20 protein-coding genes and 1 tRNA gene are annotated in these 21067 nt (G+C 67.9%); 5 read left to right on the top strand and 16 right to left on the bottom strand.

What is annotated here, in order from left to right:
- Positions 1-37: 37 nt before the first annotated feature.
- The 6 genes from NEF64_RS02610 to NEF64_RS02585 form a co-directional block, all read right to left on the bottom strand.
- Positions 38-113, bottom strand: a tRNA-Val gene (locus tag NEF64_RS02610).
- 75 nt (positions 114-188) lie between these two features.
- Positions 189-1139 carry a helix-turn-helix domain-containing protein gene (locus NEF64_RS02605; protein ID WP_043157284.1) on the bottom strand — a complete coding sequence of 317 codons (951 nt, stop codon included), beginning with the start codon at positions 1137-1139 and terminating at the stop codon, positions 189-191.
- A gap of 100 nt (positions 1140-1239) precedes the next feature.
- Positions 1240-2673 carry an NAD(P)(+) transhydrogenase (Re/Si-specific) subunit beta gene (locus NEF64_RS02600; RefSeq protein WP_056406886.1) on the bottom strand — a complete coding sequence of 478 codons (1434 nt, stop codon included), beginning with the start codon at positions 2671-2673 and terminating at the stop codon, positions 1240-1242.
- 28 nt (positions 2674-2701) lie between these two features.
- Positions 2702-2995, bottom strand: a complete 294-nt coding sequence (locus NEF64_RS02595) for an NAD(P) transhydrogenase subunit alpha part 2 (RefSeq protein WP_031394789.1) — start codon at positions 2993-2995, stop codon at positions 2702-2704.
- Between the two features lie 69 nt (positions 2996-3064).
- Entirely contained in the window at positions 3065-4186 is a 1122-nt protein-coding gene (locus tag NEF64_RS02590) for an NAD(P) transhydrogenase subunit alpha (protein WP_056406884.1), read from the bottom strand.
- Positions 4187-4190: 4 nt separating this feature from the next.
- Positions 4191-4313, bottom strand: coding sequence for an aa3-type cytochrome c oxidase subunit IV (locus NEF64_RS02585; protein ID WP_031396100.1), 123 nt, complete (start codon positions 4311-4313; stop codon positions 4191-4193).
- Between the two features lie 207 nt (positions 4314-4520).
- On the opposite strand from NEF64_RS02585, the gene NEF64_RS02580 reads away from it, so the two are divergent.
- The gene (locus tag NEF64_RS02580; protein ID WP_056406881.1) at positions 4521-5939 is read left to right on the top strand and encodes a sigma-54-dependent transcriptional regulator; all 1419 of its coding nucleotides are present in this window, start codon (positions 4521-4523) and stop codon (positions 5937-5939) included.
- A gap of 40 nt (positions 5940-5979) precedes the next feature.
- Here NEF64_RS02580 and NEF64_RS02575 read toward each other — a convergent pair whose 3' ends face one another.
- From NEF64_RS02575 to glmM, 7 genes are all read right to left on the bottom strand, one after another.
- Positions 5980-6864 (bottom strand): bestrophin family protein, encoded by an 885-nt coding sequence (locus tag NEF64_RS02575; protein ID WP_031396098.1) that lies wholly within the window; start codon positions 6862-6864, stop codon positions 5980-5982.
- A gap of 104 nt (positions 6865-6968) precedes the next feature.
- Complete coding sequence (gene folP / locus NEF64_RS02570) at positions 6969-8027, bottom strand: dihydropteroate synthase (RefSeq protein ID WP_056406879.1); 1059 nt, start codon at positions 8025-8027, stop codon at positions 6969-6971.
- Positions 8028-8183: 156 nt separating this feature from the next.
- The gene (locus NEF64_RS02565) at positions 8184-9326 is read right to left on the bottom strand and encodes a site-specific DNA-methyltransferase (RefSeq protein ID WP_037531642.1); all 1143 of its coding nucleotides are present in this window, start codon (positions 9324-9326) and stop codon (positions 8184-8186) included.
- Positions 9327-9503: 177 nt separating this feature from the next.
- On the bottom strand, positions 9504-10142 hold the full coding sequence (locus NEF64_RS02560; RefSeq protein ID WP_056406877.1) for a ribonuclease HII: 639 nt from the start codon (positions 10140-10142) through the stop codon (positions 9504-9506).
- On the bottom strand, positions 10130-10921 hold the full coding sequence (gene thiD / locus NEF64_RS02555; protein WP_056406874.1) for a bifunctional hydroxymethylpyrimidine kinase/phosphomethylpyrimidine kinase: 792 nt from the start codon (positions 10919-10921) through the stop codon (positions 10130-10132). Before thiD ends, NEF64_RS02560 begins: the two co-directional genes overlap by 13 nt.
- A 199-nt stretch (positions 10922-11120) precedes the next feature.
- The gene (locus NEF64_RS02550) at positions 11121-11336 is read right to left on the bottom strand and encodes a DUF1272 domain-containing protein (RefSeq protein ID WP_031395385.1); all 216 of its coding nucleotides are present in this window, start codon (positions 11334-11336) and stop codon (positions 11121-11123) included.
- Positions 11336-12676 carry a phosphoglucosamine mutase gene (gene glmM / locus NEF64_RS02545; protein WP_056406872.1) on the bottom strand — a complete coding sequence of 447 codons (1341 nt, stop codon included), beginning with the start codon at positions 12674-12676 and terminating at the stop codon, positions 11336-11338. The genes NEF64_RS02550 and glmM overlap by 1 nt, the downstream gene beginning before the upstream one ends.
- A gap of 69 nt (positions 12677-12745) precedes the next feature.
- Here glmM and NEF64_RS02540 point away from each other — a divergent pair, with 69 nt between their 5' ends.
- A complete protein-coding gene (locus NEF64_RS02540; RefSeq protein WP_056406869.1) occupies positions 12746-14020 on the top strand; it encodes a dicarboxylate/amino acid:cation symporter in 1275 nt (424 codons plus the stop codon).
- The gene (locus NEF64_RS02535; RefSeq protein ID WP_056406867.1) at positions 13995-14987 is read left to right on the top strand and encodes an aldo/keto reductase; all 993 of its coding nucleotides are present in this window, start codon (positions 13995-13997) and stop codon (positions 14985-14987) included. Before NEF64_RS02540 ends, NEF64_RS02535 begins: the two co-directional genes overlap by 26 nt.
- Positions 14988-15138: 151 nt before the next feature.
- Here NEF64_RS02535 and NEF64_RS02530 read toward each other — a convergent pair whose 3' ends face one another.
- A complete protein-coding gene (locus NEF64_RS02530) occupies positions 15139-16932 on the bottom strand; it encodes a peptide MFS transporter (protein WP_056406865.1) in 1794 nt (597 codons plus the stop codon).
- A 164-nt stretch (positions 16933-17096) separates the two neighbouring features.
- Between NEF64_RS02530 and NEF64_RS02525 the strand changes: the two genes are divergently transcribed.
- Together NEF64_RS02525 and NEF64_RS02520 are read left to right on the top strand one after the other, a co-directional pair.
- On the top strand, positions 17097-17672 hold the full coding sequence (locus NEF64_RS02525; RefSeq protein ID WP_031394567.1) for a nitroreductase family protein: 576 nt from the start codon (positions 17097-17099) through the stop codon (positions 17670-17672).
- Between the two features lie 37 nt (positions 17673-17709).
- Complete coding sequence (locus tag NEF64_RS02520; protein ID WP_031394568.1) at positions 17710-18066, top strand: GntR family transcriptional regulator; 357 nt, start codon at positions 17710-17712, stop codon at positions 18064-18066.
- A gap of 35 nt (positions 18067-18101) precedes the next feature.
- On the opposite strand, the gene NEF64_RS02515 is transcribed toward NEF64_RS02520, so the two are convergent.
- Both NEF64_RS02515 and NEF64_RS02510 read right to left on the bottom strand, forming a co-directional pair.
- A complete protein-coding gene (locus NEF64_RS02515; RefSeq protein ID WP_056406864.1) occupies positions 18102-18932 on the bottom strand; it encodes an arylamine N-acetyltransferase family protein in 831 nt (276 codons plus the stop codon).
- 411 nt (positions 18933-19343) lie between these two features.
- A complete protein-coding gene (locus NEF64_RS02510; RefSeq protein ID WP_056406856.1) occupies positions 19344-21056 on the bottom strand; it encodes an acyl-CoA dehydrogenase family protein in 1713 nt (570 codons plus the stop codon).
- Between the last annotated feature and the right edge of the window lie 11 nt (positions 21057-21067).

The following is a 21067-nucleotide window of genomic DNA, read 5'->3' as shown; positions in this document are numbered from 1 at the left end:
AGCGGGGTTCGGCCGCCGCGTCCAGTGTCGGGAGATATGGTGGGCGCTGACGGGTTCGAACCGCCGACCTACTCGGTGTAAACGAGCCGCTCTACCAGCTGAGCTAAGCGCCCTCTCGGGATAAGACCCTGAGGTCGGGGTTCGATGCCAAAGCTGCGGCGTCGGGGCAAGCCCCAAAGCACATGCGTTCAGGCGATCCGCAGTTCGTTGCGCAGGACCGCGCCGAAATAGCCGCGCATTGCATCGCGCGCGGGCGGCGACAGCGCCATATAGGCGCGGCGGCGATCATGCGGATCGGGCTGACGTTCGAACAGCCCGCTATCGGTCATGCGCGCGATCCAGCGCAACGCCGTCGTGGGCGCGACGGCTGCGGCGATGCACAGGCTCGACACCGATACACGGCGCCGCTCGAGATCGGCGGCGTAGAGATCGAGCAGCATGTCCCAACCCGGATCCTCGAACAGCGTGCCGCCGAAAAACTGGTCGCGCAGCCGCCGCGCGCGGATCGCGCGTCGAATGTCGCTGGCGTCGTGTTGCGTCGCCCCGGGCGCCGCCTGATAGGCGACCGATCGATCGCCGACGATCGCCGGGGGATCGGACGATCGATCATGATCTGCCTGTGTCAGTCGGGCAAGCGCCTCGGCAATGCGCCCGACCTCCGCGCTTAGACGCTCCAGCCGGGCCCCGTCGCTTTCGCGGGTGACGTCGAAGACCCCGGCAGGCTGGCGCGATCGTTCGATCGCGATCGCCACCGCGGCCACGCACTCGCCGATCCCGGGATCGACGAGCAGCGATGTCGCACCGCCTAGCGTCAGTGCGGTGATCGCGTCGATCTGGTCGGGCCGCAGCGCGACCACCAGCGCAGCATCGGTATCGGCGGCCCAGGCCACGATCTGTGCCATCCGTTCGGCGAGCAGCGGTGCGTTGATCCCCACCGTATCGACCAGAATGATACGCGGTGTCGCGGACCGATCGAGCAAGACGTGCCAGTCGATCCGGGCAATCAGGCGCCCGCCCAGCGCACCCAGCGCGGTCGCGAGCCGATCCCCTGCCCCCGCACCGCCAAGGTCCGCAATCAGAACCGCAGCGGCACCGCCATCATAGCGTATGTCCGCCGATAGCGTGTCGATCGCCGTCATTGCCGCATCCCCCACCAGACGCGATTAGGCCATGGATCGTACCGGATTCACACGCCAAATGGGTCGGTTCTCGGCGGATCCGGCGGACAGGCGGACGCCGTCAGTCGAGCGCCTTGACGATGTCTTCGACCATCTTCTTCGCATCCGCCAGAAGCATCATCGTATTGTCGCGGTAGAACAAGTCGTTGTCGACACCGGCATAGCCGACCCCGCCCATCGACCGCTTGATGAACAGCACCGTCTTCGCCTTCTCGACGTCAAGCACCGGCATGCCATAGATTGGCGATGATTTGTCGGTCTTTGCCGCCGGGTTGGTGACGTCGTTCGCGCCGATCACGAAAGCCACGTCGGTCTGCGCGAATTCGCTGTTGATGTCCTCGAGCTCGAACACGTCGTCATAGGGCACGTTCGCCTCCGCAAGCAGGACGTTCATGTGGCCTGGCATGCGCCCGGCGACGGGGTGGATCGCGTATTTCACGCGCACCCCTTCCGCCTTCAGCTTGTCGCCCATCTCGCGCAGGACGTGTTGCGCCTGGGCGACCGCCATGCCGTAGCCGGGCACGATGACGACCTGTTCGGCCTGGCTCATCAGGAAGGCGGCGTCCTCCGCCGAACCGCGCTTCCACGGGCGGTCGGTGGCGGTCGCGGGGCCGCCGGCATCGGCGGACTGTCCGAACCCGCCGGCGATCACGCTGATGAAGCTGCGGTTCATCGCCCGGCACATGATGTAGCTGAGGATCGCGCCCGACGAGCCGACCAGCGCACCGGTGATGATCATCGCGGTATTGTGCAGCGTGAAGCCCATCGCCGCGGCCGCCCAGCCCGAATAGGAATTGAGCATGCTGACGACCACCGGCATGTCCGCGCCGCCGATCGGCACGATCAGCAGGAAGCCGATCACGAAGCTCAAGACCGTGATCGTCCAGAAGATCCAGGGCTCCTGATTGGTGACGAAATAGGCGATCAGCCCGAGGATCGCGGCAAGCAGCGCGATGTTGATGACGTGGCGCCCGGGCAGCATGATCGGCTTGCCGCCCATGTTGCCGTTGAGCTTCAGGAAGGCGATGACCGAGCCCGAGAAGGTGATCGCGCCGATCGCGACGCCCAACCCCAGCTCGATCCGGCTGACCGGCCGGATGATCGCGACCGGATCGCCGAGCAGCGGGATCATCAGGTCCGAAATTCCGAACGCCTGCGGGTTGAGATAGGCAGCGACCCCGACCAGCACCGCGGCAAGCCCGACCAGCGAATGGAACGCGGCGACGAGCTGCGGCATCGCGGTCATCGCGATCCGCCGGGCGGTGACGAGCCCGATCGCGGCACCGATGCCGATCGCGACGACGATCTCCCAGATGCCGACGTTGAGATGCGTGACCAGCGTCGTGACGACCGCGATCGTCATGCCGATCATGCCGAACCGGTTGCCGCGCTGGCTCGTCGCCGGGCTGGACAGACCACGCAGCGCGAGGATGAAGCACATGCCGGCGACGAGATAGGCCAGCGCGACCCAGGGGTTCACGGCTACGTCATGCATCACTCAGTTCCCCTCGGATCCGTGACGGTCACTTGGCGACCGGCCGTTCCTTTTTCTTGTACATCGCCAGCATCCGCGCGGTGACCGCAAAGCCGCCGAAGATGTTGACGCTCGCCAGCACGACCGCGAGCAGCCCGAGATATTTCGCGACCGGCGATCCCGCCGCGGCGGACGCGATCAGCGCGCCGACGATGATCACGCTGGAAATCGCGTTGGTCACCGCCATCAGCGGCGTGTGAAGCGCAGGCGTCACCGACCAGACGACATAATAGCCGACGAAGCAGGCCATGACGAAGATCGACAGGATCGCGATAAAGTCCATCTCAGCCCTCCTGAGCCCCGCGAATGTTGCGAATGTTGAGACGCAAACGGGGTTTTGTATCGTGCCGGGTCATGGCTGCAAACGCGGATTGACGACCGCGCCGTCGCGGGTCAGCCGGATCGCGTCGCCGATTTCCGCATCGAGCACCGGCCGCCCCGTCTCCTTGTCCCAGAAGGCACTGAGAAAGTTGAACAAATTTCGGCTGAACAGTGCGCTGGCGTCGGCCGCGAGGCGGCTGGGGACGTTGCGGTGGCCGACGATCCGGACGCCGTTCACCTCGACGATCTCGCCCGCGACCGCACCCTCGACATTGCCGCCCTGTTCGACCGCGAGATCGACGATCACCGAGCCGGGCTTCATGCTCGCGACCTGCGCGGCCGAGATCAGCCGCGGCGCGGGGCGGCCGGGGATCAGCGCGGTGGTGATGACGATGTCCTGCTTGGCGATGTGCCCGGAGACGAGCTCGGCCTGCGCGGCCTGATATTCGGGGCTCATCTCGCCCGCATAGCCGCCCGTGCCCTCGCCCTCGATCCCGGCGACGCTTTCGACGAAGATCGGTTTCGCGCCGAGCGACTGGATCTGCTCACGCGTCGCGGCGCGGACGTCGGTGGCCGAAACCTGCGCCCCGAGCCGGCGCGCGGTCGCGATCGCCTGGAGCCCGGCGACGCCGACCCCCATCACGAACACGCGCGCCGCGCTGATCGTCCCTGCCGCAGTCATCATCATCGGAAAGGCGCGGCCATATTCGGCCGCCGCGTCGAGTACCGCCTTGTAGCCCGACAGGTTCGACTGCGAGGACAGGATGTCCATCGACTGCGCGCGGGTGATCCGCGGCATGAACTCCATCGCCAGCGCCTCGAGGCCCGCCGCGGCATAGGCATCGACCCGGGCGCGCTCGCCAAAGGGATTGAAGCTCGCGACGACCCAGGCGCCGGGCGCGGCGCCCGCCAGCGTTGCCGGATCCGGCGCCTGCACGCCGAGCACGATGTCCGCACCCGAAATCGCCGCCGCCCGGTCGGTTACGCTCGCGCCGGCATCGGCATAGGCCGCGTCGGCAATCGACGCGGACTGGCCGGCCCCTGCCTCGACCGCGAGCGTCGCGCCCAGCGCGACGAACTTGCGGACGGTTTCTGGCGTCGCGGCAACCCGCCGCTCGCCGTCCACCTGCTCCTTGAGGACGGCGATCTTCATCGGATCAGGAAATCAGCCAGATGACGATCGCGACGATCACCGCACAGGCGATCGCGCCGATCTTCATCACACCGATGACGCTGTCATAGGTCGCAGCATGACCCTTGATGTTTGCATCGTCCGCCATGATCCGTCCCTCGCCATTCTGTTATCGGTGCGACCTTATCGGGCCGGTGCCCCAGCCTCAACCCCCGCGCTTCCAAACCCCGGCTTCACGCCGTCGTGCAGCCGCGGCGGCACGATCGGAGCGCTTCGCAACCGCCCCAAAGCGATATTTAAGTCGCCCTTTACCTGAAAACGCTAAAGACTGTCCGCAAACGGGACAGGATTCGCCATGACGCGCAACGGGCAGCGCCTGCTACTACTGATCGACAACGAGCCTGCACAACGGCGGCTGGTGTCCGCACTGGCGTCGCGTGGCGGCTGGCGGACCGTGTTCGCGAGCGACGGCGAGATGGCGATCGCCACGCTCGGCACGCAGGACGGGATGCAGCTCGACGCGATCATCCTCGACCATTCCGCACCGCATGAGGACGCATCGGCGGTGATCGCCGAGCTGCGCAATCGTCGTCCGGCACTGCCGATCCTGATGCTGACCGCGAACGGATCGGTCGAGCATGCGGTGAACGCGATGCGCGCGGGCGCGACCGACTTCCTGGTCAAGCCGCTCGCGCCCGACCGGCTCCTCGCCTCGCTCGACGCGGTCGTCGCCGGCACGACCGCGGGCGAGCTGCGCCCGCTGACCGAGAAGATCCCCGCACTGCTCGCGTTCGATGAGATCGTCGGCTCGTCGCCCGATTTCCGCGCCGCGCTGGCGATCGCCGCCAAGGCCGCGCGCGGCCGCGTCGCGATCCTGCTCGAAGGCGAAAGCGGGGTCGGCAAGGAGGTCGTCGCCGAGGCGATCCATGCGGCGTCGCCGCGCGCCAAACGCCCGATGATCAGCGTCAATTGCGGCGCGATCCCCGCCAATCTGGTCGAGAGCGAGCTGTTCGGCCACGAGGAAGGCGCCTTTACCGGCGCGTTCGAACGCAAGATCGGCCGGTTTCGCGAGGCGGACGGCGGCACATTGTTCCTCGACGAGATCGGGGCGATGCCGATCGACGCGCAGATCAAGCTGCTCCATCTGCTCGATACGGGCGACGTCCATGCACTCGGTGCGCGGCATCCGCAGCAGGTCGACGTCCGGGTGATCGCCGCGAGCAACACGACGCTGATCGACGAGGTCGAGGCGGACCGGTTTCGCGAGGACCTCTATTACCGGCTGAACGCGGTGCAGGTGACGATCCCGCCGCTGCGTGAGCGGACCGGTGACATACCGGCGCTCGCCCGCCACCTGCTCGCGCGGATCGCGCAGCAGCCGGGACTGCGTCCGCTCGGCATCACCGACGATGCACTGGCGTTGCTGGTCCAATATGACTGGCCGGGCAATGTCCGGCAGATGCAGAATGCGCTCTTCCGCGCCGCGGTGCTGTGCGAGAGCGACGCGCTGACACGCGCCGATTTCCCGCAGATCGCGGCGCTCGGCAGCCGTCGCCGGCCCGAGCCCGCGACCGCGGCCGGCGGCGGCGGCGGGGTGACGCTGTTCAGTGCCGACGGCCATCTGCGCACGCTGGAGGAGATCGAGTCGGACCTCATCCGGCTTGCCATCGGTCATTATCGCGGGCGGATGACCGAGGTCGCGCGACGGCTCGGGATCGGGCGGTCGACGCTGTACCGCAAGCTCGCCGAGCTCGGGATCGACAACGTCGCCTGACCCCGGGCGACGTTATCCTGGAGCCGGATTAGGCAGCGACCTACCAGAGCACGCCCTTGACCGGCTTCAGCGGCTCGGGGGCCTCGTCACCGATCGCCTGGAGCAGGTCGATCTCGATCGTGCGGCACATCGCGTTGAGCGGCACGTCGTGGATCGTGTCCGCAAACGGATCGACGAGATCGTCGCCGATCTGAAGCACCGCGAGGAACATCAGCCCTGCAATCGTCGAGCCGATCGGGGTTGCGAAGCCGAGCGTCTCAACCAGCCCGATCGGCAGCAGGATGCAGAACAGCCGGGTGAAGAGCGTCGGGAAGAACCGGTACTGGTTGGGCAGCGGGGTGTTCTTGATCCGCTCCATCCCGCCCTGTGCATTGGCGATATCGACCAGCAGCCGTTCGAATGACGCCTGCTGGATCGTGTCGATCCAGCCGTTGCGGCGGGCGATGTCGATCCGCCGCCCGGTACCGTCGAGCAGGCCGTTGGCAGGATTGGTCCGCGCGAGGGCGAACGACGCCTCGTCCTCCGACAGGAACCGCAGGACATCGGGCGCGACCGGCTGGCGACGGAGCTGACAGCGCAGCGCGTTCACATAGGCGATCTGGCGCAGGACGATCGTGCGCTTGAGATCATGGCCTTCGGGTTCGGGCAGCAGGTTGCGCGTCATGCGGGCAAGGCTGCGCGAGGCGTTGGTCATCAGCCCCCAGAGGCCGCGGCTTTCCCACCAGCGCTGATAGGCGGAATTGTCGCGAAAGCCGAGGAACAACGCGAGCGCGGTGCCGAACAGCGTCAGCGGCAGCGACGGCGCATGAAAGGGCAGGACATAATAGGTGATGGTCACCACGACGTCCCAGACAAAGAGCCCGAGCAACGGGCGCCAGACTTCGCTGAGGATCTGGCTGAGGCGCGGTGTTGCGGTAACGATCAAACGAAAGGCTCCTTGCTGACGCCTTGTCTAATGCGCGATCGCGCATTTCGCTGCAATGCGGCGATATTCCGCCCCGAACATGTGACCAGAAGATCGGGGCCGGGTCAGCCGCCAACCAGCGCGAGGTCGCGCATCCCGCGCCAGACGCGTAGCGCCTGGACGGTCTCGGCGACGTCGTGGACGCGCAGGATCTGGACGCCCGCCTCGACGCCCTTGAGCGCGAGCGCGAGCGATCCGGCGAGCCGGTCGCCGACCGGGGCCTCGTTCGACAAAGCGCCGATCAGCCGCTTGCGGCTCGCCCCGAGCAGGATCGGGCAGCCGAGCCCGTGAAACATCGCGAGGCCGTTGAGCAGCGCGAGATTGTCCGCGAGCGTCTTGCCGAAGCCGATGCCGGGATCGACGATGATCCGCGTGCGATCGACCCCGCCCGCGACGACCGCGGCGATCCGCGCCTCGAGCCAGTCGAACACGTCGGTGACGACGTTTGCGTAGCCGGTCCGTCCGTGGCCGCCCTCGCGGGGGTCGGGCGAGTGCATCAGTACGACCGGACAACCGCTGGCCGCGACGACCTCGAGCGCGCGGTCGTCCCACAGCAGGGCGGCGACGTCGTTGACGATATGCGCGCCGGCGGCGAGCGTTGCCGCCATCACGCCGGCCTTGCGCGTGTCGACCGAGACGATCGCGCCGGCGCGGGCGAGCCGCTCGACGACGGGGACGAGCCGGGCGATCTCGTCGCCTTCCCAGACCGCCGCCGCGCCGGGGCGGGTCGATTCGCCGCCGACATCGATCATCGTCGCGCCCGACGCGGCCATGTCGATCCCGGCGGCCGCGGCGGCGACGGGGTCGTCGACATGCTTGCCGCCGTCGGAGAAGCTGTCCGGGGTAACGTTGAGAATAGCGGCGACGAGCGGTTGGTCGAAGCGCAGCATGCGCTCGCCGAGCGCGAGCGGCGCGCGCGGCGCGGTGATCATGGCGTGGAGTTGCGCCGCGCGGTCGCCCAGCATCGCGACGTCGGCGACCGGGATCGTGCGGCGGGTGCCGCGCTCGATCACCTCATAGGCGGCGAACCACTGCATCCCGCCCGCGAGCCGCGCGACGCTGCCGTCGGGATGGCCGATCGGGGTGTCGACGAACTGGACGGGGCGGAGGTGGAGGCTGGTCATGCCCCCCTTTTCCCCAAATCCGCATGCCGTTCAAACGGCTAATCCCGTTCGTCCCGTATAGGCATCGAGCACGTCGAGACGCCGTATCGAGAAACATGTACCTCGATACGAGCCCTCGACTACGCTCGGTCTCTACTCGGCACGAACGGCAATTCGCTAGACCGTCGTCGCCAGCAAATAGGTCTGGCGGAGATCGTCGATCGGCTTCAGCCCCTTGTCGCTCTCGTAATGCCAGAAGCTCCAGCCATTGCAGGCGGGCGCGTTCTGGAGCGTCGAGCCGAGCTTGTGGATCGAGCCGATCGTGCCGCAATCGCTGAGCAGCGAGCCGTCCGCGCGGATCGTCGCGCGCCAGCGGCGCTTGCCGTCGGTCAGCACCGTGCCGGGCGCGAGATACGCATTCTCGACGAGCACGCCGAACGCGACCTTGGGCTGCGCGCGCGGGCTCATCATCGTCGCGAGCGCGGATTCGTCGAGCGGCAGTGCGGCCTCGATCCGCTCCTGCGCCGCCTCGATATACTCGCCCTCGCGGTCGATCCCGATCCAGCTGCGCCCCAGCCGCTTGGCGACCGCGCCGGTGGTGCCGGTGCCGAAGAACGGGTCGAGCACGACGTCGCCGGGCTTGGTGCAGGCCAGCAGGATCCGGTAGAGCAGCGCCTCGGGCTTCTGCGTCGGATGGACCTTGGTGCCGTTCTTCTTGAGCCGCTCGGGGCCGCCGCAGATCGGGAATTCCCAGTCGCTGCGCATCTGCAGCTCGTCGTTGAGCGTCTTCATCGCGCGGTAGTTGAAGGTGTATTTCGCCTTCTCGCCCTTCGACGCCCAGATCAGCGTCTCGTGCGCGTTGGTGAAGCGCGTGCCACGGAAATTGGGCATCGGGTTGGTCTTGCGCCAGACGATGTCGTTGAGGATCCAGTAGCCGAGATCCTGCACCGCCGCGCCGACGCGGAAGATGTTGTGATAGCTGCCGATCACCCAGATGCTGCCATCGTCCTTGAGGATCCGGCGCGCTTCCTTCAGCCAGGCGCGGGTGAAGCGGTCATAGGCGGCGAAGGTGTCGAACTTGTCCCACTCGTCGGTGACCGCGTCGACATGGCTGCCATCGGGACGATAGAGCTCGCCGCCGAGCTGGAGATTGTAGGGCGGATCGGCGAAGATCATGTCGATCGAGTTCGACGGCAGCGCTTTCATGCGCTCGATACAGTCGCCGCGCAGGATCTGGTCGAGCGGCAGCGCGGGCTGCACGGCCGGCGCCGTTCCCTTCTTTACCGCGCGCGGCCGCGCGATCGTGTCGATCAAACCCATGTTTTTGCGCCCCTTGTCGACCCCCATAGCTGCGGAATTGTCCGACTCCGTCAAGCAGAGTTTGATGAACGGCGCGCGCGTGCGAATCCGTCGGTGCGACAAAACGAGTCGCCGTCGCCCAGATGTTGAGTCGTGACAGACTCGCGCCTCAAGCCCTTGGGGTGTGGCGCGAAAGACTCAGCTCGTCGCTTCCTTCGCGAAAAGGCCCTCGCGCGTCAGATAGGCCGCCGCGACGGGGGCGAAACTGCGGCGATGAATCGGTGTGGGGCCGTGATCGCGCAGCGCCTTCATGTGGTGCGCGCAGCCATAGCCCTTGTTCGAATGCCAGTTGTACTCGGGGTGGGCGTCGGCGGCGGCGATCATGATCAGGTCGCGCGTGTGCTTGGCGACGATCGAGGCGGCGGCGATCGACAGCGATTTCGCATCGCCCCCGACCAGCGGGGTGGCGGGGTAGGTCCAGCGCGGCAGGCGGTTGCCGTCGACGAGGACGTGGCCGGGCGCGTGGCCGAGTTCGGTGGCGAGCGCGTCGACCGCGAGCGTCATCGCCTTCATCGTCGCCCAGTAGATGTTGAGCGTGTCGATCTCGTCGGGCTCGACGATGCCGATACCGACGATCGCACAGCCCTTGAGCCGCGCGCAGAGCCGTTCGCGTTCGGAGGCGGAGAGCTTCTTCGAATCGTCGATGCCGCGGGGCACGCCCTTTGACGGCAGGATCACCGCGGCGGCGACGACCGGACCGGCGAGCGGACCGCGACCGGCCTCGTCGACGCCGGCGACGGGGCCGACGCAGAGCTTTTCATGTTTCATGCCGGGCATGTGCGGTCTTTCAGCTGGTCGAACGGGCTGACGCCGAGCGCGTGCCCCATCGGCCCGTGCCCTGCGCCAAGCCCCGGCGGCTGCGCAAGCGCGGCGCGAACGAACGCGATCGCGCGCGCGATGGCTGCGTCGAGCGGCATGCCCTGGCCGAGCCCGGTGGCGATGCCGCTGGCGAGCGTGCAGCCGGTGCCGTGCGCGTGACGGGTTTCGATGCGGGGGTTGGTCCAGAGGGTTTCGCCGGCGTCGGTGACGAGGCGGTCGGTGACGCGCGGGCCTTCGGCGTGGCCGCCCTTGATGAGCAGGGCGGGCCCGAGCGCGCGTACCGCCGCCTCACCGCCGAGCGCTGCCAGTTCGGGGAGGTTGGGGGTGACGAGCGTGGCGATCCGCATGAGGCGGGCGAAGGCGGCGATCGTGTCGGGGTCGGCGAGCACCGAGCCGCTGCTGGCGATCATGACCGGGTCGAAGATGATCGGTATCGGTTCGCGGGAGAACATTGACGTCAGGCGGTCGGCGACGGCGTTGGCGGTCTGGGCCGAGCCGATCATGCCGATCTTCACCGCGTCGACGCCGATGTCGGACACGACCGAGTCGATCTGCGCGAGGACGATGTCGGTGGGCACCGGGTGGACCGCCTGCACGCCGAGCGTGTTCTGCGCGGTGATCGCGGTGATGGCGGTCATCGCGTGGCCGCCGAGCATCGTGACGGTCTTGATGTCCGCCTGGATGCCGGCGCCGCCGCCTGAATCGGAGCCGGCGATGATGAGGAGTCTCGCGGTCATTGGCGGTGCCGGGCGGGGTTGGAGATCATGGGTCGGGCTATGGCATAGTCGGTACGGTGCGGGACAGGCCCCCGCCACCACCCCGGCGGAGGCCGGGGGCCAGTTGGCAAACGGCGCTGGCTGAGCGCAGCGCTTCGTTACTGCGACCTTGCCAACTGGGCCCCGGCCTTCGCCGGGGTGGTTGAGGTTTCGAGAGGGTCTAGTGCCGCCGGCCCGAGGCCGGTCTCTGTGGCGGGGCATCGCCGAACCGGGTCGGGCGGTCGAGGAGTTCGCCGCCGCAATTGGGACAGCGCTCGTCGAGTGCGTCGGCGCAGGACGCGCAGAAGGTGCATTCGTACGAGCAGATGAACGCGCCGGGCGCGTCGGCGGGAAGCTCGGCGGCGCAGCGTTCGCAGGCGGGGCGCATCTCGAGCATCAGGCGGCCGCTTTGCGGACGGCGTCGCAGATCCGGTCGACGACGCGCCCGACCTGACCCGGATCATCCCCTTCCGCCATCACGCGGATGACGGGTTCGGTGCCTGACGGGCGGATGACGAGGCGCCCCTTGCCGGCGAGCTCGGCCTCGGCCTGCGCGATCACCGCTTTCACCGCCTCGTCGTCGAGCGGCTTGCCGCCGCCGAACCGGACGTTCTTCAACAGTTGCGGCAGGGGCTCGAACCGGTGGAGCACCTCGCCCGCGCGCGCGCCCGAGCGCTTGACCTCGGCGAGGATCTGGAGGGCTGCGACCAGGCCGTCGCCGGTCGTGGCATAGTCGCTCAGGATGATGTGCCCCGACTGCTCGCCGCCGACATTATAGCCGCTGGAGCGCATCTTTTCGAGCACGTGGCGATCGCCGACCTGGGTGCGGACCAGCCCGAGCCCCTGCGCGGCGAGATGGCGTTCGAGGCCGAGATTGGACATCACGGTGGCGACGAGGCCGCCGCCCTTGAGCCGCCCCTGCCGCGCCCAGCTTGCCGCGATCGTCGCCATCAGCTGATCGCCGTCGACGATCGTGCCGGTCTCGTCGACGACGATCAGCCGGTCGGCGTCGCCGTCGAGCGCGATGCCGATATCCGCGCCGCTCGCGACGACCGTCTCGGCGAGCGCCTGCGGTGCGGTCGAGCCGACGCCATCATTGATGTTGGTGCCGTCGGGCGTGACGCCGATCGCGACGACGTCCGCGCCGAGTTCCCACAGCGCCGAGGGGGCGACCTTGTAGGCGGCGCCGTTCGCGCAATCGAGCACGATCCGCATCCCGTCGAGCCGCAGATTTTCCGGGAAGGTCGACTTGGCGAAATGGATGTAGCGCCCCTGCGCATCGTCGATCCGGCGCGCGCGGCCGATCTTGCTCGACGCGACCAGCGGCACGTCGCCGTCGATCAGCGCCTCGATCGCGGTCTCGGCCTCGTCGGACAGCTTGAAGCCGTCGGGGCCGAACAGCTTGATCCCGTTATCGGCATAGGGGTTGTGGCTGGCGGAGATCATCACGCCGATATCCGCACGCATCGACTGGGTCAGCATCGCGACCGCAGGCGTCGGCATCGGCCCGACCATCACCACGTCCATGCCGACGCTGGTGAAGCCCGCGACCAGCGCGGATTCGAGCATATAGCCCGACAGCCGCGTGTCCTTGCCGATCACGACGCGGTGGCGGTGATCGCCGCGCAGGAAATAGGCGCCCGCCGCCATGCCGACCTTCATCGCCATCTCCGCGGTCATCGGCGATGCGTTGGTGGCACCGCGAATGCCGTCGGTGCCGAAATATTTCCTTGCCATCGTCAATGCTTTCCGTCCGGTATCGCTCTCTGGCATCGCTGATAGCGCGGTGGAACACGAAGGGCGAGCATGTCGCAGACTACACGGATACTCGCAGCGCTGTTCGGCGGCATCGGGATCGGCATCGCCGCGGCCGCCTGGTCGCCGGCCCACGCGCTCGCGGCGACGGCGGTGACCCAGCCGATCGGCGCGGCCTGGCTGCACGGGTTGCAGATGGTGATCGTGCCGCTCGTCGTCGGGCTGCTCGTCACCGGAATCGGCGCGACGACCGAGGCGGCGCGCGCCGGGCGGATCACGATGCGGGCGATGGTGATGATCGTCGTCATCCTGTGGAGTTCGACGATCATGTCCGCGCTGGTCATGCCACTGATCCTCGATGCCTTCCCGCTGCCACGCGGGCTCGGTGCCGCTCTGCGCGCCGCGCTGACCGGCGCCGCCCCGGTCGGGCCGGTGCCGGGGATCGGCGCGTTCTTCGACACGATCGTGCCGACCAACATCGTCGCCGCGGCATCGAGCGATTCGTTCCTGCCGCTCACCGTCTTCGCGCTGACGTTCGCGTTCGCCGTCACGAAACTGCCCGATGATCGCCGCCGGGTGCTGACCGGCTTCTTCCAGGCGGTCGTCGACGCCTTGCTGATCATCATCAAATGGGTGCTGAAGCTTGCACCGATCGGCATCTTCGCACTCGCCTACGGGGTCGGCGCGCGCACCGGCACGGCGGCGTTCGGCGCGCTGCTGCACTATATCGTCTGCGTCTCGGCGATCGGCTTCATCGTCCTGCTGAGCGCCTATCCAATCGGGATGATCGGCGGCCGGGTCAGCCTGGGCCGGTTCGCGCGCGCGGTCGCGCCGGCGCAGGCGGTGGCGATCAGCACCCAGTCGTCGCTCGCCTCGCTGCCGGCGATGCTGAAGGCCTCGACCGAGCTCGGCGCGTCGCCCGCCACCGCCGGGATCGTCCTGCCGCTGTCGGTCGCGGTGTTCCGCGCGACCAGCCCGGCGATGAACCTCGCGGTCGCGCTCTATGTCGCGCACTGGCTGGGGCTGCCGATCGGGCCGGGGCAGATGGCCGCGGGCGTCGCGACCGCGGCGATCACGACGATGGGATCGATCTCGCTGCCCGGCACGATCAGCTTCGTCGCCTCGGTCGCGCCGGTCGCGCTGGCGATGGGCATCCCGCTCGAGGTGCTCGGCCTGCTCATCGCGGTGGAGACCATTCCCGACCTATTTCGCACGGTCGGGAACGTGACGATGGACACCGCCGTCACTATCTCCGTCGCGGCGCGGTCCGATCACGGCGGCGGCGCCGAGGAGATTCCGCATGAAGTATCGCACGCTCGGCCCTGATTTCGAGGTTTCCGCGCTTGGTCTCGGCTGCATGCCGATGGCCGGGGTCGGCAAGGACATGTACGGCAGCGCCCCCGCCGACGAGAGCATCGCGACGATCCACCGCGCGATCGAACTGGGCGTGACGCTGTTCGACACCGCCGAAATCTATGGTCCGCTGATCAACGAGGAGCTGCTCGGCAAGGCGATCCGGGGCAAGCGCGACGGCGTCGTGATCGCGACCAAGTTCGGCTTCCGCTATGACGAGAACGGCATGACCGGCGTCGACAGCACGCCCGCCAATGTGCGGCGCGCGTGCGAGGGATCGCTGAAGCGGCTCGGCGTCGAGACGATCGACCTGCTCTACCAGCACCGCGTCGATCCGGGCGTGCCGATCGAGGAGACGGTGGGCGCGATGGCCGAGCTCGTCCGCGAGGGCAAGGTGCGGCATCTGGGGCTGTCGGAGGCCGGGCTCGACACGATCCGGCGCGCGGCGGCGACGCATCCGATCGCGGCGCTGCAGAGCGAATATTCGCTGTGGGAGCGCGGGGTCGAGGACGCAATTCTGCCGCTGTGCCGTGAACTGGGGATCGGGTTCGTGCCCTATTCGCCGCTGGGCCGCGGGTTCCTGACCGGGCAGATCACCGCGCGGTCGGACCTGCCCGAGGGCGATTACCGCCGCAACGACCCGCGCTATTCGGACGCAAACTTCGCCAAGAACATGGAGATGGTCGCGGTGGTGAAGGCGATCGCCGACACGCATGGCGCGAGCCCGGCGCAGGTCGCGCTGGCGTGGCTGCTGGCGCAGGGTGACGACATCGTGCCGATCCCGGGGTCGAAGCGCCGCGTCACGCTGGAGGACAGCATGAAGGCGGCCGACGTCACGCTGTCGGCGGACGATCTGGCGAAGCTTGATGCGGCGGCGCCGAGGGGTGGCACGGCGGGGCCGCGCTATGGGGAGAAGGCGCTGTCGATGACGCGGATCTGACCGGGTCTACTGCCTTATAATCGTCATCCCCGCGGAGGCGGGGATCCAGACTGGCGACCCGTGGTCTCTTACGAACCGCAGAGTGTCTGGATCCCCGCCTCAGCGGGGATGACGGATTATTGGGAATGATGCGTTGGTAGGTCCAGCCGAATTACTGGACCCCGTGCATCCACTTCTTGATCAGCGGCGAGATCAGCAGCAGCAGCACGCCGATCCCCGCCGAGACCAGTCCGATCGTCCAGAACACGCCGGCATAGGTGTCGAGGCTGACCTTGAGATTGGTCACCTGCCCGCCGACCGTCTCGACGCTGGCGACCTGTGCGACGATGCCCGCGACATATTGCGCGACCGAGATCGACAGGAACCACACGCCCATCATCAGCCCGACGACACGCGCGATCGACAGCTTGGTGATCATGCTGAGCCCGACCGGCGAGATGCAGAGCTCGGCGAACGAGTGGATGAAATAGAGACCCGCCAGCCACCAGATCGCGACCTTGAACGTCGGCCCGACCATGCTTGCACCCCAGACGAGGAACAGGAAGCCGACGCCGACGCCGATCAGCGCGATGCCGAACTTGACCGGGATCGACGGCTCGATGCCCCTGGCCGCAAGCTTGGTCCACAGGATCGACATCACCGGCGCAAGCGCGACGATGAAGAACGCGTTGAAGAACTGGGTCTGCCCGGCCGAGATGCTGAACAGGCCGAACACGCTGAGATCGGTGTTGCGATCCGCAAACAGCGTCAGGCTCGAGCCTGCCTGCTCGAACAGCGTCCAGAACACGACGTTGAACACGATCAGCACCATCGCCGCGAGCATCATCTGGAACTCGCGCCGCTCGCCATTGACGAACGACCAGATCAGGATGCCCGGCACCGCGACCAAGAACGTGCCGAACAGCAATTTCCCCATCAGCGACAGCGAGACGATGTAGCCGATGATCCCTGATCCGGGGACCGGCGGCTCGGCGTTCATCAGGTTGACGAACAGCAGGTAGAAGATCGGGATGCCGAGCAGCGCGAGCGCATAGATGCCGAGCGCGCGATCGGGACCGCTGCGCACCGGCGGCTCGCCATATCCGTTCAGTTTGCCGCCATCGAACTGGATCAGCGTCCACGAGAACAGCATGCCGATCGCCGCCAGCCCGAAGCCGGCCCACCAGCCGAACGCGACCGCGAGGAACGGGCAGAGCAGCTGCGAGAAGAGCGAGCCGAGGTTGATCCCCATGTAGAAGATCGTGAACCCGGCATCGCGGCGCTTGTCGCCCTGCGCGTAGAGCTCGCCGACCATCGTCGAGATGTTGGGCTTGAAGAAGCCGTTGCCGACCGAGATCATGCACAGCGCGAGCAGCATGATCGTGACGTAGAAGCTGCTGCGTTCCGCGCCCGATTCAAAGCCGCCCTTCTCGACCGTGCGCGCGGTCGATCCGTCGGCGGCGAGCAGCGAGACGGTGCCGTCGTCATTGCCCTTGATCTTCAGCGTGTTCGCGCCGTCGACGAGGTAGCGGACCTCGCTGTCGGCCTGCTCGACGACCTGGATTTCGTAGCGCTGGTTGGCGATCGTCGCATAGGGCTTGGCGGTCTCGCCGCCGAAGCAGAGCAGCAGATAGCCGAGCGCCATGATGATCGCGCCGAACTTCACCGCGCGCTTCGAACCCAGATACTGGTCGGCAAGATAGCCGCCGACCAGCGGCGTCAGATACACCAGGGCGGTATAGCCGCCGTACAGGCCGGTCGCCTCGCGGTCGCCGAACACGAAATGCTTGGTGAGGTACAGCGTGAGCAGCGCACGCATGCCGTAATAGCCGAACCGCTCCCACATTTCGGTGGTGAACAGTCGCGCGAGCTGGCGGGGATGGCCGAACCACGTCTCCCCGGTGGCGGGGTTCACATGGGTGATATCCGGTTCTCGCGGCGTATCCGCGGTCGGGGTGTCCACCATCTTTTACGCTCCCTGAAACGCTGGGCCGCCGTCGAACGCGGCGGCTTCATTGCGGCCTTACCTAGCGGCAAAGCCGGGACTGTAAATATCGGTGGCCGCGCGACCGCCTGCTAAATCGCGGATGCGGCTGTAAATTGCCGCGCCCCGTGCCTATCTGCGGGGCGATGTTCAACGACACTTCCAGCCCGCTTTCGCTGCTCGCGACCCGCCGTTCGGGCAAGCCGCGCGACCTCGTCGCGCCCGGTCCCGATGCCGACCAGCTCGCGCAGATCCTGGCGATCGCGGCGCGCACTCCCGATCATGGCAAGCTCGCGCCTTGGCGCTTCGTGGTGGTCGGCCAGGACCAGCGCACCGCGCTCGCCGCGCTGATCATCGATGCGTACCGCGTCGAGCGGCCGACCGCGTCGCGGACCGAGATCGAGGCGCTCGACCAGTTCGCGCACCAGGCCCCGGCGCTGGTCGTCGTGCTGTCGTCGCCCAAGCCGAGCCACATCCCCGTGTTCGAACAGGAATTGTCGACCGGGGCGGCGTGCATGAACCTGCTCCACGCGGTGCATGCGCTGGGCTTTGCGGGCGGCTGGCTGACCGGCTGGCCGAGCTATTCGGACACGGTGCGCGATGCGTTCGGCGAGGGCCATGAGCGGATCGCCGGGTTCCTGTTCGTCGGCACGCCGTCGCGGCCGCTCGACGAACGGCCCCGCCCCGATATGGAACGTGTCGTCTCGCGCTGGCGGCCCTAGGACTCGACGAAATGGCCAATTGCTGTATTAAGGCAGCATGACAGCGCTCAGCAGCGAAGACAGCCCCGTATATCTCCGCCTCCGCGCCACGATCGCCGCCGGGATATTACGCGGCGACTATCGCGCAGGCGATCAGCTGCCCTCGGTCCGTGCCTTTGCCGCCGAGCACGGCGCCAATCCGCTGACCGTCGCCAAGGCCTATCAGACGTTCCAGGACGACGGCTATGTCGAGGTCCGGCGCGGCGTCGGCATGTTTGTCCTGCCGGGTGCCGCGGAGGCCCTGCGCGTGGCGGAACGCGAGACGTTCGTCACCACGCACTGGCCGCGCATCCTCGGGCATATCGACCTGCTCGGTCTCGATGCGCGCGACCTGCTGGCGCACGAGCGGGCCTGAGCCGCCCCGCGGGGTGATCCCGCGCGGCGGGTGACTCAGAACAGATTCAGCGCGGCGATGTCCTCGACGCTCAGGTCGATCCCGAACAACAGGCTCATGCGGATCCGGTAGACGCGCGGGTCGGTGATCTCGCCGCTGGCCGTGTCGGTGCCCGACCGCCGGCGATAGGTGCGCCCCATCAGCGACGCGAAGCCGTTGGGCAGGACGATGCTGGCGATCGCGGTCTGCGTGAAGCGGCTCGCGGGGGCGGTCGACGTCCAGTGATTGCCGAGCAGCAGGTCGGCGTCGAACACCTCGGCGATCGTGAAGCTGTATTGCGGCTGGAACCCGCCGCTCGCGCCGCGTCCGTCGGTGGTCATCGGATCCCCGTCGCGCAGCAGCATCCAGCCCTGTTCGCCGTGATCGCGGCTCGTCGCCTCGAGCCGGAAGCGCGCGCCATCGGGCGCGGTCGCCTCGGCCCCGTCCGCGAGCGGGAGCACGGGGGTGTAGCTGCCGCCGAAGCCGGTGTCGGCGATCCAGGCCTGCCCGTCGATCGTCACCAGCGAGAAGGTGTGCGTGAGCGGCGGCACTTCGGTTGCGGCGATCCAGACGCGCGCCAGCACCGGGCGGGCGGCAAAGCCCAGCTCGGCGAGCGCGTCGAGGAACAGCCGGTTATGCTCGAAGCAATAGCCGCCGCGGCGCGCGGTCACGAGCTTGGCGAACACCGAGGCGCTGTCGATCGCGATGCCGCGGCCGAGCACGACATCGAGATCCTCGAACGGGATGGCGAGCCGGTGCGCCAGCTGCAACCGGCCGAGGCCGATCGAATCGAGCGTCGGCCGCGCGGGCATGGCGACACGGGTCAGGTAAGCGTCGAGATCGAACATCGGTCGGGGGGTCCTCGTTTGGGTTTGCCCTTACCGTGCGTGTGGCGCGGCCGTCGAGTGCTGAAGGGCGGGTGTGGGCTGTTGGGGGGCATGGCCGCGGTTCTGGGGCGGGCGTGCGCCACGGTCCCGCCCCCGCCCCGCGCCTCCGTCGCCGTCCCGTCCCTCACCCCTCGCCCCCGCCGTTCGTGCTGAGCGAAGTCGAAGCACCTGGGCTTGGGGCGGCCCTTCGACTGCGCTCAGGGCGAACGGGGGTGGGGTGTTTGGGAATGGGGCGAATGGAAGCGGGCGAACGGGGGTGGGTGTGCGCACCAGCCCCTCCGTCATCCTGGGCTCGACCCAGGATCCAGAGCCACGGACGCCCGCATGCGTGGCTCTGGATCCTGACTTTCGTCAGGATGACGGGAGGGGGGCTTACGCCGCGAAGAGCGCCGGTTCGATCGCGTAGAGCACCGCCGCGCTGGCGCTGGCGGCGGCGACGAGGCCCATGGCTTCGGGGACGATCTGGTCGAGGTAGAAGCGGACCGAGGCCGCCTTCATCCGTCCGAAATCGTCGGTGCCGGCGACCGCACCCTGGCGCTCCATCAGCCAGCCGCAGGTCGCGACCGACAGCATCGTCAGGAAGGGGTAGCTGGCCGCGAGCTTGTCGTCGGCGTCCGCGGTGGCGAGGCGGCGGCCGATCGCGTCGCAGGCGTCGACGAGCGCGAGCAGCCGCTCGTCCCTGGCTTCCGCGCGGATGTCGGCGATCAGCGTGGCGAACGCGCCGCCATTGTCGAGCGCGAGCTTGCGGCCGACCAGATCGGCGGCCTGGATGCCGTTGGTGCCTTCGTAGATCGGCGTGATGCGCGCATCGCGGAAATACTGCGCGGCACCGGTTTCCTCGACATAGCCCATGCCGCCGTGCACCTGGATGCCGAGCGAGGCGACCTCGTTGCCGATGTCGGTGCCGTGCGCCTTGGCCAGCGGGGTGACGAGTTCGAGGCGGTTGCGCGCCGCGGCGTCGCCCATATTGGCGCGGTCGACCTGCCCGGCGGCATAATAGACGAGCGCGCGCGCCGCCTGGGTCTGCGCCTTCATCCGCAGCAGCATGCGGCGGACGTCGGGATGCTCGACGATCTTGACCGACTCCTTGTTCGGCGAGCCCGCGCGCGCCGACTGGACGCGGTCGAGCGCATAGGCGACCGCGCCCTGAGTCGCGCCCTCGGCGACCTGCACGCCCTGAAGCCCGACATTGAGCCGCGCATTGTTCATCATCGTGAACATCGCACGGATGCCGCCGAGTTCCGCACCGATCAGCTCGCCGATGCAGTCGTCCGTGTCGCCGAAGCTCAGCACGCAGGTCGGCGAGGCGTGAAGCCCCATCTTGTGCTCGATCGAGACGACGCGGACGTCGTTGAAGTCGCCGGGCGTGCCGTCTTCGTTCAGCCGGTATTTCGGGACGAGGAACAGCGAGATGCCCTTGGTACCCGCGGGCGCGCCGGGCGTCCGCGCGAGGACGAGGTGGACGATGTTCGGCGCCATGTCGTGATCGCCGAACGAGATGTAGATCTTGGTGCCCTTGATCGACCATTTGCCGTCACCCAGCGGGGTGGCGGTCGCGCGCAGCGCGCCGACGTCGGAGCCGGCCTGCGGTTCGGTCAGGTTCATCGTGCCGGTCCATTCGCCGGTCGCGAGATGCGGGAGGTAGAGCGCCTGCTGCTCCGGGCTGCCGTGATGCGCGAGCGCCTCGATCGCGCCGACGGTCAGCGTCGGGCAGAGCGCGAAGCCCATGTTCGCGCTGCCCAGCGTGTCGAGCACCGCGGTCTGGATCGCAAAGGGCAGGCCCTGCCCGCCCCATTCCTCCTCGACGCCGATCGTGCCCCAGCCGCCCTCGACATAATCCTTGTACGCCTGCGCGAAACCGTCGGGCATGACGACGCCGTCGGGGGTCCATTTCGCGCCGACGGTGTCGCCCGCGCGATTGAGCGGCGCCCATTCGCCCGCGGCGAACTGTCCCACGCCTTCGAGCACCGCGTCGACGACGTCGTCGCTGGCGGCGGCGAACCGGTCGGTGGCGGCGAGTTCGCCGATCCGCACGACGTGATCGAGCACGAAACGCTGTTCGGTGGTTGCTGGGGTGAAGGCCATGGCATCCTCTT

Source organism: Sphingomonas aerolata (genome assembly GCF_023935825.1).
GTDB classification, from domain to species: Bacteria; Pseudomonadota; Alphaproteobacteria; order Sphingomonadales; family Sphingomonadaceae; genus Sphingomonas; species Sphingomonas aerolata.
Note: the sequence above shows the minus strand (reverse complement) of the source record. Positions and strands in the feature narration are given on the sequence as shown.

Coding starts and splice junctions, on each gene's coding strand:
- NEF64_RS02605 (WP_043157284.1), bottom strand. CDS start 1,139: ATGACGGCGATCGACACGCTATCGGCGGACATACGCTATGATGGCGGT.
- NEF64_RS02600 (WP_056406886.1), bottom strand. CDS start 2,673: ATGCATGACGTAGCCGTGAACCCCTGGGTCGCGCTGGCCTATCTCGTC.
- NEF64_RS02595 (WP_031394789.1), bottom strand. CDS start 2,995: ATGGACTTTATCGCGATCCTGTCGATCTTCGTCATGGCCTGCTTCGTC.
- NEF64_RS02590 (WP_056406884.1), bottom strand. CDS start 4,186: ATGAAGATCGCCGTCCTCAAGGAGCAGGTGGACGGCGAGCGGCGGGTT.
- NEF64_RS02585 (WP_031396100.1), bottom strand. CDS start 4,313: ATGGCGGACGATGCAAACATCAAGGGTCATGCTGCGACCTATGACAGC.
- NEF64_RS02580 (WP_056406881.1), top strand. CDS start 4,521: ATGACGCGCAACGGGCAGCGCCTGCTACTACTGATCGACAACGAGCCT.
- folP (WP_056406879.1), bottom strand. CDS start 8,027: ATGACCAGCCTCCACCTCCGCCCCGTCCAGTTCGTCGACACCCCGATC.
- NEF64_RS02565 (WP_037531642.1), bottom strand. CDS start 9,326: ATGGGTTTGATCGACACGATCGCGCGGCCGCGCGCGGTAAAGAAGGGA.
- NEF64_RS02560 (WP_056406877.1), bottom strand. CDS start 10,142: ATGCCCGGCATGAAACATGAAAAGCTCTGCGTCGGCCCCGTCGCCGGC.
- thiD (WP_056406874.1), bottom strand. CDS start 10,921: ATGACCGCGAGACTCCTCATCATCGCCGGCTCCGATTCAGGCGGCGGC.
- NEF64_RS02550 (WP_031395385.1), bottom strand. CDS start 11,336: ATGCTCGAGATGCGCCCCGCCTGCGAACGCTGCGCCGCCGAGCTTCCC.
- glmM (WP_056406872.1), bottom strand. CDS start 12,676: ATGGCAAGGAAATATTTCGGCACCGACGGCATTCGCGGTGCCACCAAC.
- NEF64_RS02540 (WP_056406869.1), top strand. CDS start 12,746: ATGTCGCAGACTACACGGATACTCGCAGCGCTGTTCGGCGGCATCGGG.
- NEF64_RS02535 (WP_056406867.1), top strand. CDS start 13,995: ATGAAGTATCGCACGCTCGGCCCTGATTTCGAGGTTTCCGCGCTTGGT.
- NEF64_RS02530 (WP_056406865.1), bottom strand. CDS start 16,932: ATGGTGGACACCCCGACCGCGGATACGCCGCGAGAACCGGATATCACC.
- NEF64_RS02525 (WP_031394567.1), top strand. CDS start 17,097: ATGTTCAACGACACTTCCAGCCCGCTTTCGCTGCTCGCGACCCGCCGT.
- NEF64_RS02520 (WP_031394568.1), top strand. CDS start 17,710: ATGACAGCGCTCAGCAGCGAAGACAGCCCCGTATATCTCCGCCTCCGC.
- NEF64_RS02515 (WP_056406864.1), bottom strand. CDS start 18,932: ATGTTCGATCTCGACGCTTACCTGACCCGTGTCGCCATGCCCGCGCGG.
- NEF64_RS02510 (WP_056406856.1), bottom strand. CDS start 21,056: ATGGCCTTCACCCCAGCAACCACCGAACAGCGTTTCGTGCTCGATCAC.